At 29.9% G+C, this 17,289-nt stretch carries 13 protein-coding genes; 4 read left to right on the top strand and 9 right to left on the bottom strand.

The window, feature by feature from the left end; all coding sequences use genetic code 11:
• Window positions 1-50 precede the first annotated feature (50 nt).
• The gene (locus CAMP5063_RS01970) at window positions 51-1,415 is read left to right on the top strand and encodes a sodium-dependent transporter (RefSeq protein WP_263709355.1); all 1,365 of its coding nucleotides are present in this window, start codon (window positions 51-53) and stop codon (window positions 1,413-1,415) included.
• On the opposite strand, the gene CAMP5063_RS01965 is transcribed toward CAMP5063_RS01970, so the two are convergent.
• The 5 genes from CAMP5063_RS01965 to CAMP5063_RS01945 all read right to left on the bottom strand — a co-directional run bounded on the left by CAMP5063_RS01965 (window position 1,386) and on the right by CAMP5063_RS01945 (window position 6,480).
• Window positions 1,386-2,270 carry a 1-aminocyclopropane-1-carboxylate deaminase/D-cysteine desulfhydrase gene (locus tag CAMP5063_RS01965; protein ID WP_263737252.1) on the bottom strand — a complete coding sequence of 295 codons (885 nt, stop codon included), beginning with the start codon at window positions 2,268-2,270 and terminating at the stop codon, window positions 1,386-1,388. The two genes, CAMP5063_RS01970 and CAMP5063_RS01965, sit on opposite strands and share 30 nt — an antisense overlap.
• Window positions 2,257-3,207 (bottom strand): OmpA family protein, encoded by a 951-nt coding sequence (locus CAMP5063_RS01960; RefSeq protein WP_263669786.1) that lies wholly within the window; start codon window positions 3,205-3,207, stop codon window positions 2,257-2,259. Before CAMP5063_RS01960 ends, CAMP5063_RS01965 begins: the two co-directional genes overlap by 14 nt.
• Window positions 3,194-4,525 carry a MotA/TolQ/ExbB proton channel family protein gene (locus CAMP5063_RS01955; RefSeq protein WP_263737251.1) on the bottom strand — a complete coding sequence of 444 codons (1,332 nt, stop codon included), beginning with the start codon at window positions 4,523-4,525 and terminating at the stop codon, window positions 3,194-3,196. Before CAMP5063_RS01955 ends, CAMP5063_RS01960 begins: the two co-directional genes overlap by 14 nt.
• A 75-nt stretch (window positions 4,526-4,600) precedes the next feature.
• Window positions 4,601-5,665: a class II fructose-bisphosphate aldolase gene (gene fbaA / locus CAMP5063_RS01950; protein WP_263737250.1), complete on the bottom strand. Its 1,065-nt coding sequence runs from the start codon at window positions 5,663-5,665 to the stop codon at window positions 4,601-4,603.
• Window positions 5,665-6,480 (bottom strand): peptidylprolyl isomerase, encoded by an 816-nt coding sequence (locus tag CAMP5063_RS01945; RefSeq protein ID WP_133318823.1) that lies wholly within the window; start codon window positions 6,478-6,480, stop codon window positions 5,665-5,667. The genes fbaA and CAMP5063_RS01945 overlap by 1 nt, the downstream gene beginning before the upstream one ends.
• Before the next feature lie 78 nt (window positions 6,481-6,558).
• Here CAMP5063_RS01945 and nth point away from each other — a divergent pair, with 78 nt between their 5' ends.
• Window positions 6,559-7,182 carry an endonuclease III gene (nth, locus tag CAMP5063_RS01940; RefSeq protein ID WP_133318822.1) on the top strand — a complete coding sequence of 208 codons (624 nt, stop codon included), beginning with the start codon at window positions 6,559-6,561 and terminating at the stop codon, window positions 7,180-7,182.
• 28 nt (window positions 7,183-7,210) lie between these two features.
• Here nth and gltS read toward each other — a convergent pair whose 3' ends face one another.
• From gltS to CAMP5063_RS01920, 4 genes are all read right to left on the bottom strand, one after another.
• Entirely contained in the window at window positions 7,211-8,419 is a 1,209-nt protein-coding gene (gene gltS / locus CAMP5063_RS01935; RefSeq protein ID WP_133318821.1) for a sodium/glutamate symporter, read from the bottom strand.
• Window positions 8,420-8,533: 114 nt separating this feature from the next.
• A complete protein-coding gene (locus tag CAMP5063_RS01930) occupies window positions 8,534-9,874 on the bottom strand; it encodes a TolC family protein (protein ID WP_263737249.1) in 1,341 nt (446 codons plus the stop codon).
• Window position 9,875: 1 nt separating this feature from the next.
• A complete protein-coding gene (locus CAMP5063_RS01925; RefSeq protein ID WP_263737248.1) occupies window positions 9,876-11,807 on the bottom strand; it encodes an ABC transporter permease in 1,932 nt (643 codons plus the stop codon).
• On the bottom strand, window positions 11,804-12,937 hold the full coding sequence (locus tag CAMP5063_RS01920; RefSeq protein WP_263709352.1) for an efflux RND transporter periplasmic adaptor subunit: 1,134 nt from the start codon (window positions 12,935-12,937) through the stop codon (window positions 11,804-11,806). The genes CAMP5063_RS01925 and CAMP5063_RS01920 overlap by 4 nt, the downstream gene beginning before the upstream one ends.
• A 133-nt stretch (window positions 12,938-13,070) precedes the next feature.
• Here CAMP5063_RS01920 and CAMP5063_RS01915 point away from each other — a divergent pair, with 133 nt between their 5' ends.
• Together CAMP5063_RS01915 and CAMP5063_RS01910 are read left to right on the top strand one after the other, a co-directional pair.
• Complete coding sequence (locus CAMP5063_RS01915; RefSeq protein WP_133318817.1) at window positions 13,071-13,679, top strand: NAD(P)H-dependent oxidoreductase; 609 nt, start codon at window positions 13,071-13,073, stop codon at window positions 13,677-13,679.
• Between the two features lie 69 nt (window positions 13,680-13,748).
• Window positions 13,749-17,261, top strand: coding sequence for an acyl-[ACP]--phospholipid O-acyltransferase (locus CAMP5063_RS01910; RefSeq protein ID WP_337194710.1), 3,513 nt, complete (start codon window positions 13,749-13,751; stop codon window positions 17,259-17,261).
• Window positions 17,262-17,289: the final 28 nt, after the last annotated feature.

Genomic DNA, 17,289 nt, shown 5'->3' with positions numbered 1-17,289 from the left:
TTATTTTTTATCTTAAAATATTTTTTATTTAAATTTAGCAAGGAAAAAGCATGCAAAGACAAACTTGGAGTAATACGCTAACTTATATCCTTACAGTAGCAGGAGCGACTATTGGTTTTGGAGCCACTTGGCGTTTTCCATATTTAGTGGGTGAAAATGGAGGCGGTGCTTATGTTTTGGCCTTTTGTATAGCTATGATTTTTATAGGAATTCCTGTGATTTTGGTCGAAAATGTCATAGGAAGACGCAGAATGCTAAATTCAGTCGATGCTTTTGGCGGAAAAACAAACGATGGAGTTAAAATATCTAATTCTTGGCAAAGTGTTGGCTATATGGGACTTTTGGGAAGTTTTGGAATCATGGCTTATTATATGGTAATAGGCGGATGGGTTTTAGCTTATATTTTTAAAATTATCATAGGCGATTTTAATCTTTCAAGTCCCATTAACGCTCAATATACAAGCGAATTTTATAGCTCTACTATAGAAAATAATCCTTTATTAATAGGAATTTTTACTACTATATTTGTGATAATTAATTGGATTATCTTAAAAAAAGGTGTGATTGATGGCATAGAAAAGTCAGTAAAATATCTTATGCCATTTTTGTTTATCTGCCTTTTGGTTGTTGTTGCACGCAATTTAACTCTTGAAGGAGCAAGCGAGGGTGTGAAATTTTACCTTACTCCTGATCTTTCTAAAATCACTCCCAAATTGTTTATAGATGTTTTAGGGCAAGTATTTTTTGCCTTATCTTTGGGTTTTGGTGTAATGATAACCTTATCATCTCACCTTAAGAAAAATGAGAATTTAATCAAAACTTCTGTTTATACAGGAATTTTAAACACCCTCATAGCAGTGCTTGCTGGATTTATGATTTTCCCAGCTTTATTTAGCGTAGGTTTAACCCCTGATAGTGGGCCATCTTTGGTTTTTAAAACCCTACCTGTTGCATTTTCACATATACCTTTTGGAAGTATAATTTGCGTGTTTTTCTTTTTACTTTTAATCATCGCTGCACTTACTACAAGCTTGCCAATTTATCAAGTAATCATTAGTGTTTTAGAGGAAAAATTTAAACTAGCTAAAAATACTGCTATCAATCTAACACTTGGAAGTATTTTTGTTTTGGGAAATTTACCATGCATACTTACTTATGGTCCTTTAAGAGATATTACTATCATCAAGGGAAAAAATATTTTTGATAGCTTTGATTTTATTAGTGGAAATATATTCTTTGTTTTAACCGCATTTTTTTGTTGTATTTATGTAGGTTGGGTGCTTAAAAAAGATGCTATTTATGAACTTTCCAATCAAAATATCCTAAAAGGAAGTATTTTTAAACTATGGTATTATTATGTTAAATTTATTATACCTTTGATTATTTTAGTGATTTTTTATTTTGGAATTTTTTAATTTATACTCATAACGCTTTAACATGCTTATATTTCCTTCAAGGCCTCCTTGATGGATATATAAGATTTTTCCACCAAATTGCTCTCTATGAGCTAATAAAGTTTTAAAACCCACCATATCATAAAGCAAATCAAATTCCACTCCACATTCTTTTTTTAAATCCTTATAAAGATCATAAAATTCCAAATAAAGCTTAGCAAAATGATATTTTTTAGGTGGATTTAGTATGGTTAAATTATTAAAATTATAATTTGGCTCTAAGCTTAAAATTTGCTCTTTTAAATATGCACTATCGCCCACACAAGCACATGTAAAAACTTTAAATTTACTATGTTTAGCCAAAAAAGCCGCAGAAGTTCCTGTACCTGAAGGTAAAAAAATACTTACTTTTTCACTTAACTGCTCACTAAGCTCTAAGGCTAGTTGCTGGTATCCAAATTCAGCTTCTTTTATAGCCACACCCTCTTCTATAAAAATATCATCATCTTTTTTCAAGGCTAAAGCTTGCAGTCTTCTTGTGGGATAATTTATATTTTCTATCAACTTCACATTGTGTTTTAATGCAAATTCTAAATTTCCATGGGGATTTTCTTTTAAAAAAGAACTCATTTTTTCACAAACAAAAATGAGCAAAAAATCATTTTCGTAACAAAACTTAGCTAAAGCAACTAAAGCATTACTTTGAGAGGAGCCAAAAGAAATAAATCTTTGTCCTTTTTTAAATAAATGTTTATTTTTTTCAAAAAAGGCTAGTTTTCTAGCCTTATTTCCATTAATATAACCTAATAAATCATCTCTTTTGAGTAAAAATTCAAAATCTTTGTATTTTAAAACATCAATTCTACTTGCTATCAAGGTATTTTTCAACCTTTTCTAAAGCATTATTTGTATTGATATTAAACTTAATCTCTATTCTACGACTTGCCCCTTTGTCTTCTTTACCATCTTTCATAATCACATCAGAATAAGATCTACCACTTGCCATTAAAAGTTTTTGCAATCTTGGATCTTTGTAAAATGAGTGTATAAAACTCATCACAGCATAAGCTCTTTTTTGTGATAAATCAAGATTATATATATAAGAGCCTGCACTATCCGTATGCCCTTCTATGACTATATTTTCTATACTATTTAAGATATTTTCATCTTTTAAGATATTGTCAAAATACTGTGTTAAAATTGCCTTTAAATTCTCTTTTGCTTGAGCTTTTAGAGTAAAAGAATTTGTATCAAAAAGCACTTCAGAAGGTAAAACTATCGCGCCTGTATTAGAATCTAAGGTAATATTAGTATCAAATTTTGCTTGAAGATTTTTGATGGTATTTTCTTTGATTAATCCTAGTTCTTTGATTTTGCTTTTCGCCTCATCAAAATTACGCTCTAATTCTTTGATTTCCTCATCTTTTTTATTTAATCTTTCAAGTAAAGCAAAAATTTGCTGATCTTTTTCATCTAAACTTGAATTTAAATCTTGATTAAGTTTAGTAATATTAGCTTCTAAAGCTTGTTTTTGCTTGTTGATATTATCAAGTGTACTTGAGGTATTACTTAATTTTTGGCTAAGACTTTTTAAAATATCTTCTTTTTGATTTAATTCTTCTTTATTCTCTCTTAAGCGTTCTTCTTGTTTTTGCAAATTTTCTTTTATGATTTGTAAATCACTTTGAGTTAAAACATACTTAACAACTATAGCTCCAATAAGCAAAATAAATATAAAAAGCAAGCCCGCCATTAAATCTGCATAAGCTATCCAAAAATTATTTTCTTCATTGCTAGAATTATTTTTTATCATCTATTTTTTCATCTTCTTTTTGATTTTCAAGCTTTGCAATAACTTGTGTGGTTTGCTCATCTAACTCTTTGCTTTCTTCTTTAAATTCTTGCATTAGTGAAATTTTTTCGTCAATATTTTTTTCATCTTCATAAGCTTCTTTAAAAGTATGCATACCCTCTATAATACTTGCCCTAAAGCCTTCAAAAAGCTTAGTTTGATTATCAAGCATAAGATTTTGATATTTTTCAATATTATTTGAAAAATTATTTACCTTTTCATCTAAAGCACTCACACTTTTATCTAAATGCACAATCTTATCTGAACTCACATCTAAGAGTCTATTATATTGCTCTGAAATTCTTAAAGTTAAATCTTTTATGTTTGAATTTAACATATTTACCGCATTTGCAATCTCGCTATAAGTTTTAACAATATCTTTTTGCTCTCTTTGGGTTTTAGATAAATCACTCATAGTTTGTTTTACATGCTCACTGCTTAATCTTACAGCTTTTTCTTCAGCATTTACAAGTTCTTGAAAAACTTTAAATTTTCTATCTATTGTATTATCTAGTTCTTTAAAAAATTCCTCATTGCTTACATGTTCAAAAATCGTGCCTATTTTTTCAAAATGTTGCAAACTTTCTTGAAGGTATTTTCTATCAATTTCTTCTTTAGACCAGAAAAAATCGTTTGTTGCATTTTTTTGACGATTTAGAAGTTTTTGGAATTTACTACTACCGTATTTTTCAAAAAATATCCACCAAAGTGCTAAGAAAATTCCATAAATTGATACATAAAAGGCTGTTCCTACTCCATTTAATAAAACTGAAATTTCTTGTTCTAAGCCTGCTGTGTCGCTTGAATTAAAATTTGGCATAGACATGGCTATACTTATAAAAGTTCCTAAAATACCAAGCATAGGAAAAATAGCTGCACCCACAGAAGCAAAATTTTCATTTCTCAAATCTTTCACATAAGCATATGCAAAATCATCAAAGCTAGCATTTGACTTTGTTTCTTTACCTATAACTAAAAAATGCTTCATAATATAGCGTTTTAATATCAGCTTAAACTCATCTTTTTGTTGCTCAAAAATACTTGAAGCATAATCAGCACTATGTCTAGCAAAGATCAAAGCCACTAAAAAGATAATCCCTATCATTACAACACTATGTAATTCTACTTTAAAATCAATCTTTCCAAAATACCCTAAAAGCACTAAAATATACAATATAGCAGGGATAAAAATAATCTTTAAATAAGCAACAATTCCTGTGCTACCTTTTCCTTCAGGTAATACAAGATCAGAAAAATCATCAGTTGTTTTAACTTCCATTTTATAAACCTTTGTTAATTTTACTCTAAAAATTTAAAATCTTCACAGGAAAATTAACTAAGAGTTATAAAACTCTTAGTTTCTATCGATACAATTTAAATCGCTAAAAGCGCACTCTAAGCGTTTGATCATACTCTCTTCGCCCGCTCTAAGCCATACTCTTGGATCATAATATTTTTTATTTGGCTTATCTTCTCCATCTGGATTACCAATTTGGCCTTGCAAATAAGCTTTATTTTTAAGCTCATACTCTCTAACACCATCCCAAAAAGCCCATTGTGTATCTGTATCAATATTCATCTTAATTACACCATAGCTAAGTGCTGCTTTGATATCCTCTATATCGCTACCACTGCCACCATGGAAAACAAAATTGATTGGTTTATCTTCACCAAGATTGAATTTTTCTTTTACATAATTTTGAGAGTTTTTAAGAATTTCAGGTCTTAAAATCACATTTCCTGGTTTATATACTCCATGTACATTACCAAAACTAGCTGCAACTGAAAATCTATCACTAATTTTAGAAAGTCTCTCATAAGCTAATGCTACATCTTCAGGCTGAGTGTATAATTTTGCATTATCAATATTAGTATTATCCACTCCATCTTCTTCACCACCCGTACATCCTAGCTCAAGCTCTAAAGAAATTCCAAGCTCAGACATTTGTTTTAAATAATTCTCACAAGTGCCTAGATTACTTTCTAAATCCTCTTCACTTAAATCAATCATATGAGAGCTAAACAAAGGCTTACCTGCTTCTTTTTTAAACTCAATATTTGCTTCAATCAAAGCATCAATCCAAGGAAGTAATTTTCTAGCAGCATGATCTGTGTGTAAAATTACTGGAACTCCATAAGCTTTTGCCATTAAATGTACATGTCTTGCACCACTTATAGCACCAAGCACATCAGCTTTTGGACAAGCTTTTCCTGCTACAAATTTAGCTCCACCATTTGAAAATTGAATAATCACAGGTGAATTAACTTTTTTAGCACTTTCTAAAACCGCATTAATAGAATTTGTCCCCACGACATTTACCGCAGGGATAGCAAATCCTTCTTTTTTTGCATAATTATATACGGTATTTAGATCATCGCCACTTAAAACACCTGGTTTGACAAGATCTAATACACCCATTATTTATATTCCACTTTTGCTTTTTGACGAAGCTCTTGAGCTTTTTTATTCATAAGTTCTTTAAATTCTTCCATTTTGATATTGCTTTCAATACCTGCTTTTACTTCATTATAACTCATAGTACTTTTCGCTCTAGCATCTTCTTTTAAAATAATATGATATCCAAAATCACTTTTTACTGGTGTTTTAGAAATAGTACCTTTTTTCATAGAAAAAGCTGCATCAGCAAATGGTTTTACCATAGTTGATTCAGCAAACCATCCAAGATCACCACCTTGAGCTGAAGAACCTTTGTCGATTGATTTTTCTTTTGCAAGTTGAGCAAATTTATCATTTAAAGCTTTTCCACTTAACTTACTAAGCTCGGCAATAATATCTTTAGCTTCTTTTTCACTAGTTACCAAAATATGCTTAGCTTTTACTTGAGCTGGTTTAGTAAATTTATCTTTATTTGCTTCATAGTATTTTTTAGCCTTAGCATCATCATTTTTGATAGAATCAAAAATTTTCTTTTGATAGATATTTACCATGATAGCTTCTTTAGCACGCTCTAATTCTTCTTTATATGAAGGATCATTTTCTATTTTTTGAGCTTTAGCGTCTTTTAATACAAGTTGTTGGATGATATATTGATCAATGATTGCTTTTTTTTGTTCAGCTGGTAAGTCAGTGATTTTAGCACCTCTTAACATAGGAGCAAAAAACTCATTTACTTCTGTATCGCTAATATTGTTTCCATCAAGGGTTGCAACCACCGCAGCATTTAAACTCAAACCTGTTAATAAAGCCGCAGCAACTAAAGAAATTTTTTTCATTGTTTTTCCTTTGAAATAGTTTTGTTAATTTTATTATATCTAAACTTTATTTAAAGCCGATTAACATACAATAAGTTTATGAAAAGAAATTTAGAAATTAAAGAATTATTTTTAAAACATTTTGGACAAGCAAAAACAGAATTAGTTTTTAGTAATGCTTATGAACTTATAGTTTGTGTTATGCTTTCAGCTCAATGTACTGATAAAAGGGTTAATCTCATCACACCTGCTTTATTTAAAGCTTACCCTAGTGTGCAAGATTTAGCTAAGGCAAATTTATCTTCTTTAAAACTTTTGATTAATTCTTGCTCATTTTATAATAATAAAGCACAAAATTTAATCAAAATGGCTCAAGCAGTTTGCGAGCAATTTAATGGTGAAATTCCAATGGACGAGCAAGATTTGAAAACTCTAGCAGGTGTAGGACAAAAAACTGCACATGTAGTGATGATAGAATGGTGCGGGGCTAATTGCATGGCTGTAGATACCCATGTATTTAGAGTTTCACACAGACTTAATCTTAGCAAAGCCAAAACTCCTGAAGAAACCGAAAAAGACTTAACTAAAATTTTTAAAGATAATCTAAACTATCTTCATCAAGCTATGGTGCTTTTTGGGCGTTATACATGTAAAGCTAAAAATCCTTTATGCAAAGAGTGCTTTTTAAATCATTTATGCAAAAGTAAAGATAAGAAAATTTAATCTAGCACCAATTTAGTGCTAGATGATTTTAATGAAAGAATGGTAGATACAAGAAAGCATTAATCACTAAAGCATTTACTATATCTATGAAAAACGCACCCACTAAAGGTACAATAATAAATGCCATATGGCTCATACCATAGTGATTTGTTACAGTTTGCATATTTACCATAGCTGTTGGAGTAGCGCCCAAACCAAAACCACAATGTCCTGCTGCTAAAACTGCTGCGTCATAATCTTTTCCACATACCCTAAAAGTGATAAATATAGCATAAGCAGCCATCATAGCAACCTGAACAGCTAAAATTACCAACATCGGTAGTGCAAGAGTTACTAAATCCCAAAGATTAATAGTCATTAGAGCTAAAGCTAAAAATAAAGATAAGCTTACATTACCTAAAACTGATACTTCTCTATCAAATACATGATGAATTTTTGTAGCTGATAAAACATTTCTTAAAACCACACCTACAAAAAGACAATACACAAAAGTTGGTAAAGTAAAACCTGTATTTGTTTTAATATAAGTAGACAAAGCACTACCTATTAATAAACATAAAGCAATTAATGCCAAAGATTCTATAAAAGAAGAAGGTGTGATTAGTCTTTCTTTTTCTGGAGACTGGAAATTTAAAATCGCATCTTTATCATCATTTTGCTTTGGAACTACTAACTTATATTTATTGACTAAATATCTTGCGACAGGCCCACCTATGATACCACCTGAAATAAGCCCAAAAGTAGCACAAGCAATAGCAACAGTAGTTGCACTAGAGTAAAAATAAGGTTCTTTAATAAATTCAGCTGCCCATGCTGCACCTGTTCCATGACCACCACTCATTGTAACAGAACCTGCTATAAGTCCCATTAGTGGATTTTGCCCCATAGCACTTGCCACACCTATGCCAACTATATTTTGCGCAAAAAGCAAGCCAACAACAACAACTAAAAAAATTGCTAATTTTCTTCCACCCTTTTTTAAAGAAGCAAAATCAGCTAACAAACCAATACTTGAAAAAAATGCAAGCATTAAAGGATCTTTCATAGATTCATCAAATTTAATATCCAATGAGAAGAAACTATGTAAGATCAAAAGAATAATCGCAGCAATCCCACCACCAACAACTGGCTCAGGGATATTATAATCACGAAGAAATTTTACCCTTTTAATGACAAATACGCCTAAAAGCAATACTATAACCATAGTAACTAGCGTTGCATAAAAATCAAATTTCATAATTCTCCTTTGTTTGATTTATTTATCAATTGTATTCTAAATGACTTTAAAACAACGCAAATAAACAACACTCTTTTCTTATAATATTACAAAATGAAACACTTTTAGTCTTTTTTACTCTGAAATTAAAACAATATTATGATATAAATTAATATTTTTAAGCAAAGATAGCTTTGCTCTGCTAAGCTCTTGGAGTGAATTTATAAGCAAAGCATCCGCATCAAGATAATCTTTTAGTTCACTGCGACCTAATTCATATTTTTCTAAATATAGCTGTGTAATTTTTTCTTGATTAACATTAATGTCTTTTACTAATTTTAACAAATCATTATAATACTTGTCATTTTCATAACAAAAATTAAATTCATGGATAGTTCTTTGTAATACATCTTTATATTCAACCAAACGAGCTTGGTATGTTAATTCAGAAATTTTTACATTTTGTTTTACTCTATAAAAGTCCAAAAATGGTAAGTCAATGGCGACATTGCCTCCTAAAATTAAAAATTTAAAACTCTCATCAATATTCTTATCATTCCCATCTAAATTTCCCAATATTTTTATGCTAGGTAAAATACTTTTTTGCACACTTGTATAATCCTTGTAAGAAGCCATAAGTTGATTTAGTTTTGCTTGAACTTGTGGTCTATAAGCAAGCATTTTTAATTCTATATCAAAATTAATTTTTTGCAAAGAAAAATCTTCAAGAGTATAATTTAGCATTTTATTAATCAAATGCTCATCATCTTTACCCAGTAAGTCTTTTATATTTTTAAGAGTTAAGTCTTTATTTTGCAAATTTGTAATGATATTTTGTTTAGTGTTTAATAAAGATTTTTTAATATTTAAAAGATCTATATATTCAACTTTTCCATAATTAAGTTTAGTAGTATAAATTTCTAGCATTTGCTCTAGATTTTTTAAATGTTTGTTTAATAAATGATCTACATCATTGAAATAAACAAATTCAAAAATACTATTTATCGCTAAATTAATCGTATCAAGCTCTAAAGAGCGTAACTCATACTCACTTGCCTTTGCTAAAAATTCAGAACTAGCAACTTGATCTGAAATTTTGCCATATATATCAAGCTCATAATTTAACATAATGCCATTTGAAAAACTATGCGTTTTTGTGCCATTGTTTAAATTTTTTCTTATATTTGCACCAAAATTTCCACTCAAAGTAGGATAAAGATCTAAATTTAAAAGCTTATATCTAGCTAAAGTACTTAAAAAATTAACCCTTGCTATATTTAAGTCTTTATTATTATCAATAATAGCTTTTAAGATATTATTTAAGTCTTGATTATTATATTTTTCCCACCAAGCCTTGCTTGCGTTAAAATCTTCAAAATATTCTTTTTTTATTTGTTCTTGAGATACTTGTTCTAATTTTACTCCTACGCAGGCATTTAAAAAAAAGGCTATAAAAAATAATAAAAATATTCTCATCTCATTCCTTTGATAAAGCACTAATAGGATTTAAATTTGCTGCATTTTTTGCTGGGAAAAATCCAAAAACCACTCCGATTAAAACCGAACTTAAAAGCCCTAAAAATACCGAATTTAATGAAAGTATCATCGTAAAACCAAAATTTAAAGAATTAAATACTTCAATGATGATAAAAGAAAGCATTACTCCAAAAATAGCTCCTAAAGAACAAATCAACACAGCTTCGATTAAAAACTGCATTAAAATATCTTCTTTTCTAGCTCCAATAGCCATTCTAACTCCAATTTCTCTTGTGCGCTCACTTACTGAAACAAGCATGATATTCATCACACCAATACCACCTACTATCAAAGATACCACTGCAATAGAAGAAATAAGTAAAGTCAAAGTAGCAGTATTTTCCTCAATGGCATTTTTAATTGCGTCAGAATTTATAGTGAAAAAATCTTTTTTTCCGCGTTTAATCTCTAAAATTTTTACCATAGCCTCTTCAGCTAAAGCAGGATTTACCTCATCTTTTACCTTAGTTACTATGGCTCTTATTTGTTTATCTCCTGTGATTTTATTCATCAAAGTAGAATAAGGAGTATAAATTTTAATGGTATTTTCATCAGCTCTAAAGCCTTTGTTATCTCTTTCTTTTTTTAAAACTCCAACTATAGTTAAAGGCTGTTTGTTAAAAATCACGCTTTTACCTAAAACATCTTTAGCGCTGATATTATCAAATAAAATTCTCAAAGCATTTTCATCTATAATGCAAATATTAGTATTATCTTTTATATCTTCATTATTAATAAACCTACCATCTACCATCACAAAACCTCTAAGCCTTAGATGATTTGGCCCTACTCCATAAATTCTAGCTTGCAAAGAATTATTCTTATAAGTTACTACCCCTATTTTGCCCACATCTGCTTCTACTGCTTCTAAATAAGGCAAAGAACTTAAGGTTTTTAAATCACTTAAATTTAGCCTTGTTTTACCTGATCGAATATCTCCCAAACCACGCCCTGAAACAACTTCTATGGTATTAGTCCCAATAGAGCTAATAGAAGCAAGTATATTTTGTTGGGCTCCAAGTCCTAAAGCAACCACGCAAACTACTGAAGCTATGCCTATGATAATACCAAGCATAGTAAGCAAAGAGCGTAGCTTGTGTGCTACAATGGAAGTTATAGACATTTTCAAACTTTCAAAAAGCTGATTTTTAAGCAAATTAAAGCTTTTTTTCTCTTTTGGCATTAACTTAGTTTTTATTTCATCTGCTTTTTTTACACCATTATCGCTTATAATCTTACCATCTTTAATTTCTATAACTCTTTTTGCTCTAGCAGCTATTTCCCTATCATGAGTGACTAAAACTACGGTGTGTCCTTGCTCATTTAGTTTATTTAAAATTTCTAAAACTATCTTACCGCTTTTAGAATCAAGCGCACCCGTTGGCTCATCTGCTAAAATAAGCTCACCACCATTCATCAAAGCTCTTGCTATAGAAACTCTTTGCTGTTGCCCACCACTTAGTTCATTTGGCTTTGATAATTCTTTATGATCAAGCTCTAAAAAAGAAAGTAATTCTTTAGCCTTTTGCGATCTTTCTTGTTTGTTTTTTCCTGCATAAACAGCAGGTAAGGCTACATTATCTTTAGCATTTAAAAGACTAAGCAAATTATATCTTTGGAAAATAAAACCAATTTTTTCGCGTCTAATTCTTGCTTTTTCATCTTTGCTTAAATTTGTAACTTCATATTGATCTAAAAAGTATTTTCCACTACTTGGCTCATCAAGTGTGCCTATAATATTTAAAAGAGAGGTTTTACCACTTCCTGATTGTCCTATAATGGCTACAAATTCTCCCTTTTGAATATAAAGATTAATATTTTCTAAAATAGTTGTATTATTAATCTTTTTTTGTATATTTTCTAAGCGTATCATTTTTTATTTTTACCTATGATAACTAAATCGCCCTCATTAATACCATCTAAAATTTGAGTATTTAAACTATCTTTGATGCCTAATTTAACAGGTGTTTTTACACTTATATTATTGGCTTTTAAAATTTCTACATAATAACCACTTGTATCGCTTTTTATAGCTAAAGTTGGTATAACTAAAGTATTATTTTCTGTTTTAATAGCAATTTCATTTTCTGTACTCATACCTATGCGTAAAAAATTATTATCATTTTTTACAAAAACCCTTGCATAATAATACACAGCGCTAGTGCTAGTACTTGAGTTTGAGTTTAAATTTGTATTGCTTGTTGCATCACTTATGGTAGTATTTGCTGGATCTATACTTGAAATAGTTGCTTCGTATTTTTTATCAGGCTCATTTAAAATGCTAAATTTTACCTTTTTTCCAACACTGATTTTATTAATATCAGCTTCAGCTATTTGCATACGAATTTCCATTTCACTTAAATCGGCCAAGCGCACTATACTTGGTGTATTTTGGTTTGCATTTACAGTTTGCCCCTCTTCAACTGCTACATTGATAATCTCACCCTTACTAGGTGCAGTTATAGTAGTATAAGCTAAATCTTTTTGAGCATTTTTTAAAGAAATTTCAAGTTGAGTAGTTTGAGCTTTTAAATCAGCCACATTTGCCCTTAAGGCATAAAAAGTATTTTTAAGATTTTCAAGATTTTCTAAAGAGGTAGCCTTTTTAGCATAAAGCTTTTGCTCTCTTTGGTATTGTTTAGTAGCTATATCAAGAGCAATTTTTTTACTTTCTAAATTTGCCTTTGCACTTTCAAGTCTAGCTTTGGTAATATCTAAATCATTTTGTTGTTTATCTTTATCAATTTGTGCGATTAAATCACCCTCATTAACACGATCGCCCAATTTTACATATAGTTTAGTAATTTGCCCACTAACTTGTGCACCAACATCAACTTGGGTTTTTGCATAAACTTCACCTATTGCTTCTATGCTTTGAGTAATGTCTTGTTTTTTAACCTCATAAGTTAGATAATTATATTCTTCCTTATTTGCAAAAAAGAAAAAATACATCCCTATAATGAGTATAATCAAAAATATGCTTAAATAAATTATTTTTTTCATTTTAATCCTTTAAAAACCGCATAATAAAACATTTGTGTGAAGTAAAAATAAAATTGTAGCAATAAAATATAATTTTAACAATTTTAAAGCTTATAAGATATAAGATAAATTAAACTAAAAATAAGGAAATTATATGCAAGATTATTTAAATTTAATGCAAAATCGCTCTTCTATTAGAGCATATACTCAAGAAAAAATTTCTAGAGAGAACTTAGAATATATCTTAGAATGTGCTAGATTATCTCCTAGTTCTTTAGGGCTTGAACCTTGGAAATTCTTGGTTTTTCAAAAAGATGAACATAAAAAAGAAATTGCCAAAATAGCTAACAATCAAAATCATGTAGCAAATTGTGCTGCTATTATTGTTGTGATCTCAAGAGCTGATTTTAAAGATTATTTTGAAGAAAAACTAAAAAAGCGTGGTTTAAGCCAAGAAGAGTTAAATAAACGCTTGCAAACCTATAAGCCATTTTTAGACGCAATGGATTTAGAACAAAGTTTTATTTATGCAAAAGAGCAAAGTCATCTTGCTATTGCAAATATTATCAATGCTGCTTATAGTTTAAATTTAGGTTCGTGTATTATCGGTGGTTTTGATAAAGATAAAATCAATCAATATTTAAATTTAGACACTACCAAACAAAGAGTATCTATGCTCATTGCTCTAGGACATGCCCAAAAAAATTCTAGTACAGAAAAAGCTCGTTTTGCATTTAATGAAGTGGTAGAATTTAAAGATTAATCAAATATCAAAACTCCATTTAAATTTTATATAATAAAATAATATTTTTAAAATAAAATGGAGTTTTAAATGCAAGGAAATTTTTTAAAGATTTTTGGCGTATTGCCATTTTTAGCAGTAGCTTTTATTAATGCTTTTGTGGATTTAGGACACAAAATCATCATACAAAATACCATTTATAAATTTTATGAAGATAGCACCCAACTTTTTCTAACTGCTATTGTCAATGCTTTAATGCTTTTGCCTTTTATTCTTATGCTTTCACCATCTGGATTTTTAGCGGATAAATTTCCTAAAAATAAAATCATGAAAATATCTGCATTATTTTCAGTAATATTAACTTGTATTATTTGTTTGTGTTATTATCTTGGAGCATTTTGGCTTGCATTTACAATGACTTTTATCATGGGAGTGCAATCTGCCTTATACTCTCCTGCAAAATATGGCTTTATAAAAGAATTAGTAGGAAAAGAGCTTTTAGCTATGGGAAATGGAGCTGTCAATGCAGTAAGTATTGTGGCTATTTTAGCCGGTATGGCAGTATTTTCTCTAAGCTTTGAAATGCTTTTTGAGTCAAATTTTAACACTCCTTCGGATATTTTAACACAAATTGCACCTTTGGGTTTTGTATTAATAGCTTTTGCTTTATTAGAACTTTTTTTAGCTTATAAACTTCCTAGCTTAAAAGAAGAAGATAAAAATTTAAGTTTTGATAAAAAACAATATTTACAAGGAAAGCTTTTAACCTCTAATTTAAAAACAATATTTTCTCATAAAATTATTTGGCTTTGCATTATAGGAATTTCACTTTTTTGGGCCATATCACAACTTTATTTAGTGAGTTTTCCTGTATATGCAAAAAATGATCTTTTTATAGAAAATACCTTTTATGTACAATGCTCTTTAGCTTTTTCTGGTATAGGAGTGATTATAGGATCGCTTATTAGTGGTAAATTTTCTAAAAATTACATCGAATTAGGTCTTATACCACTAGGTGCTTTAGGGATTTTTCTAATGAGCATTTTAATGCCATTTTTAGAAAACTTATTAAGTTATAGTGTAGTGTTTTTTATTTTTGGTTTAAGCGGAGCATTTTTTATCATACCTTTAAACTCTCTAATACAATTTCATGCAAAAGAAAATGAATTAGGAAAAGTCTTAGCAGGAAATAATTTCATACAAAATTTTTTTATGTTAGGCTTTTTAACACTAGCTACTTTTGCTGCTTATGCTAAAATTGAAGTGATAAATTTGTTTTATTTTATCATCGCTGTGGCATTTTTTGGAAGCATTTATGTGCTAAGTAAATTGCCTTTTTCTTTAGTGCGTTTATTAATGAGTATAGCGTTTTTTCAACGCTACCGTTTATTGGTAGAAGGTTTTGAGAATATTCCTGAAAAAGGTGGAGCGTTATTACTTGGCAATCATATATCTTTTATAGATTGGGCTATTGTGCAAATGGCTATACCAAGAAAAATTTATTTTGTTATGGAAAAAAGCATTTATTCTAAGTGGTATATTAGAATTTTTCTTGATAAATTTGGAGTTATTCCTGTTTCAAGTGCTTCTAGCAAATCAAGCTTAGAGCTTATTGCTATGCATATTAAAAATGGAAATTTAGTTTGCCTTTTCCCAGAAGGAGTGCTTTCACGCCATGGACAGCTTAATGAATTTAAAGGTGGGTTTGAGTTAGTTTGCTCAAAATTAGAAGAACAAGATGGAGTGATTTTACCTTTTTATATTAGAGGACTTTGGGGAAGTGCTTTTTCAAGAAGTGATGAAGAATTTTCAGCAAGAAACCGCAAAATAAGCAAAAGAAAAATCGCTATTGCTTTTGGAAAAAGCTTGCCAATACACACTAAAAAAGAAGTGGTTAAAGCAAAGGTTTTTGAACTTTCATTTATTGCTTGGAAATCTCAATGTGAAAGTATGCATACTATAGCTAGAGCTTGGATAGATAGTGCTAAAAGAAATTTAAGTCAAATAGCTATTGTTGATCCTTTAATAGGTGGTATTACTTATAGAAAAATGCTTGCTTTAAGTCTAGTTTTTAGCTCTTTTATAAAAAATAGATCACATGAGTTAAATATACAACCTACCCAAGGAAGCTATACTCCAAAAGAAGAATGTATAGGAATTTTACTCCCTGCTTCCATGGCTAGTTCTCTTTGTAATCTAGCTGTATTACTTGCAAATAAAATCGTGGTAAATTTAAATTTCACAGCAGGTGTAAAAGCAATAAATCAAGCCATTCAAAGCTCTCAAATTCAACAAATTTATACTTCTAGAAAATTTATGGAAAAATTAGAAAATAAAGGCATAAAACTAGAATTTGAAGAGCATGTTAGAATTATTTTTATGGAAGATATTATCGCAAACTTTAAAAGACAAAAACTCAAAATCTTTTCTATGCTTGCTTTAGTAAGTATCTTACCTACTTGTTTAATAAAAGCATTATTTGCATCTAATAAACAAAACCTTGCCATAGCTGCTATATTATTTAGTAGTGGTAGCGAGGGAACACCTAAAGGAGTAATGCTAAATAATCGCAATATTTTAAGCAATATAGCTCAAATTTCAGATGTATTATGTGCAAAAAATGAAGATGTTGTCTTATCTTCTTTGCCACCTTTTCATGCTTTTGGATTAACTGTAACTACTTTTATGCCTTTATTAGAAGGGATTAAAAGCATAACACATGCTGATCCAACAGATGCACTAGGTGTAGCAAAAGCTATAGTAAAAAACAATGTTAGCATTATGTGTGCTACTTCAACTTTTTTGGGTATTTATGCAAGAAATAAAAAACTTGATGCGATTATGTTTGAAAGCCTAAGGATTATCGTTTCAGGTGCTGAAAAACTCAAAAGCGAAGTAAGAACTGCCTTTGAAATTAAATTTAAAAAACCTATTTTTGAAGGCTATGGAGCCACTGAAACCACTCCAGTTGCAAGTGTGAATTTACCGAATAAATTTGATCCTGACTATTGGATTTTACATCGTGCAAATAAAGAAGGTAGTGTAGGTATGCCTTTACCAGGAAGCGCTATACGCATAGTAGATCCATCTACTTATGAAAGTTTAAATCATGGAGAAGATGGATTAATACTCATTGGTGGCCATCAGGTTATGGTGGGTTATTTAAACAATAAAGAAAAAACCGATGAAGTTATCAAAGAAATCGATGGCATACGCTGGTATAATACCGGCGATAAAGGCCATGTAGATGAGGATGGCTTTTTATATATAGTAGATCGTTATTCTCGTTTTGCAAAAATTGGTGGTGAGATGATATCTTTAGGAGCTTTAGAAGAAGAAATTGCTAAATTTATCAATACAGATATAGTAAAATTTTGCGCAGTTGCACTAGATGATGATAAAAAAGGTGAAATGGTATGCTTATTAGTAGAATGCCAAGAGCAAGATTTTGAAGGAATTTGCGAAGCGATTAAAAACTCTACTATGCCTGCTATTTTTAAACCAAGTAAATATTTTAAAGTAGAACAAATCCCACTTTTAGGCTCTGGCAAAGTGGATCTAAAAGGTGCTAAAGATTTAGCTAAAATCTTGCAAGAAAATTAATTCCCAAAGTAAATTTTACTTTGGGAAA

Origin of the sequence: Campylobacter sp. RM5063 (genome assembly GCF_024723655.1) — a bacterium.
Taxonomy (GTDB): Bacteria; Campylobacterota; Campylobacteria; order Campylobacterales; family Campylobacteraceae; genus Campylobacter_D; species Campylobacter_D lari_D.
The sequence above is the reverse complement of the archived record's forward strand: the minus strand, read 5'-3'. Positions and strand labels throughout refer to the sequence as shown.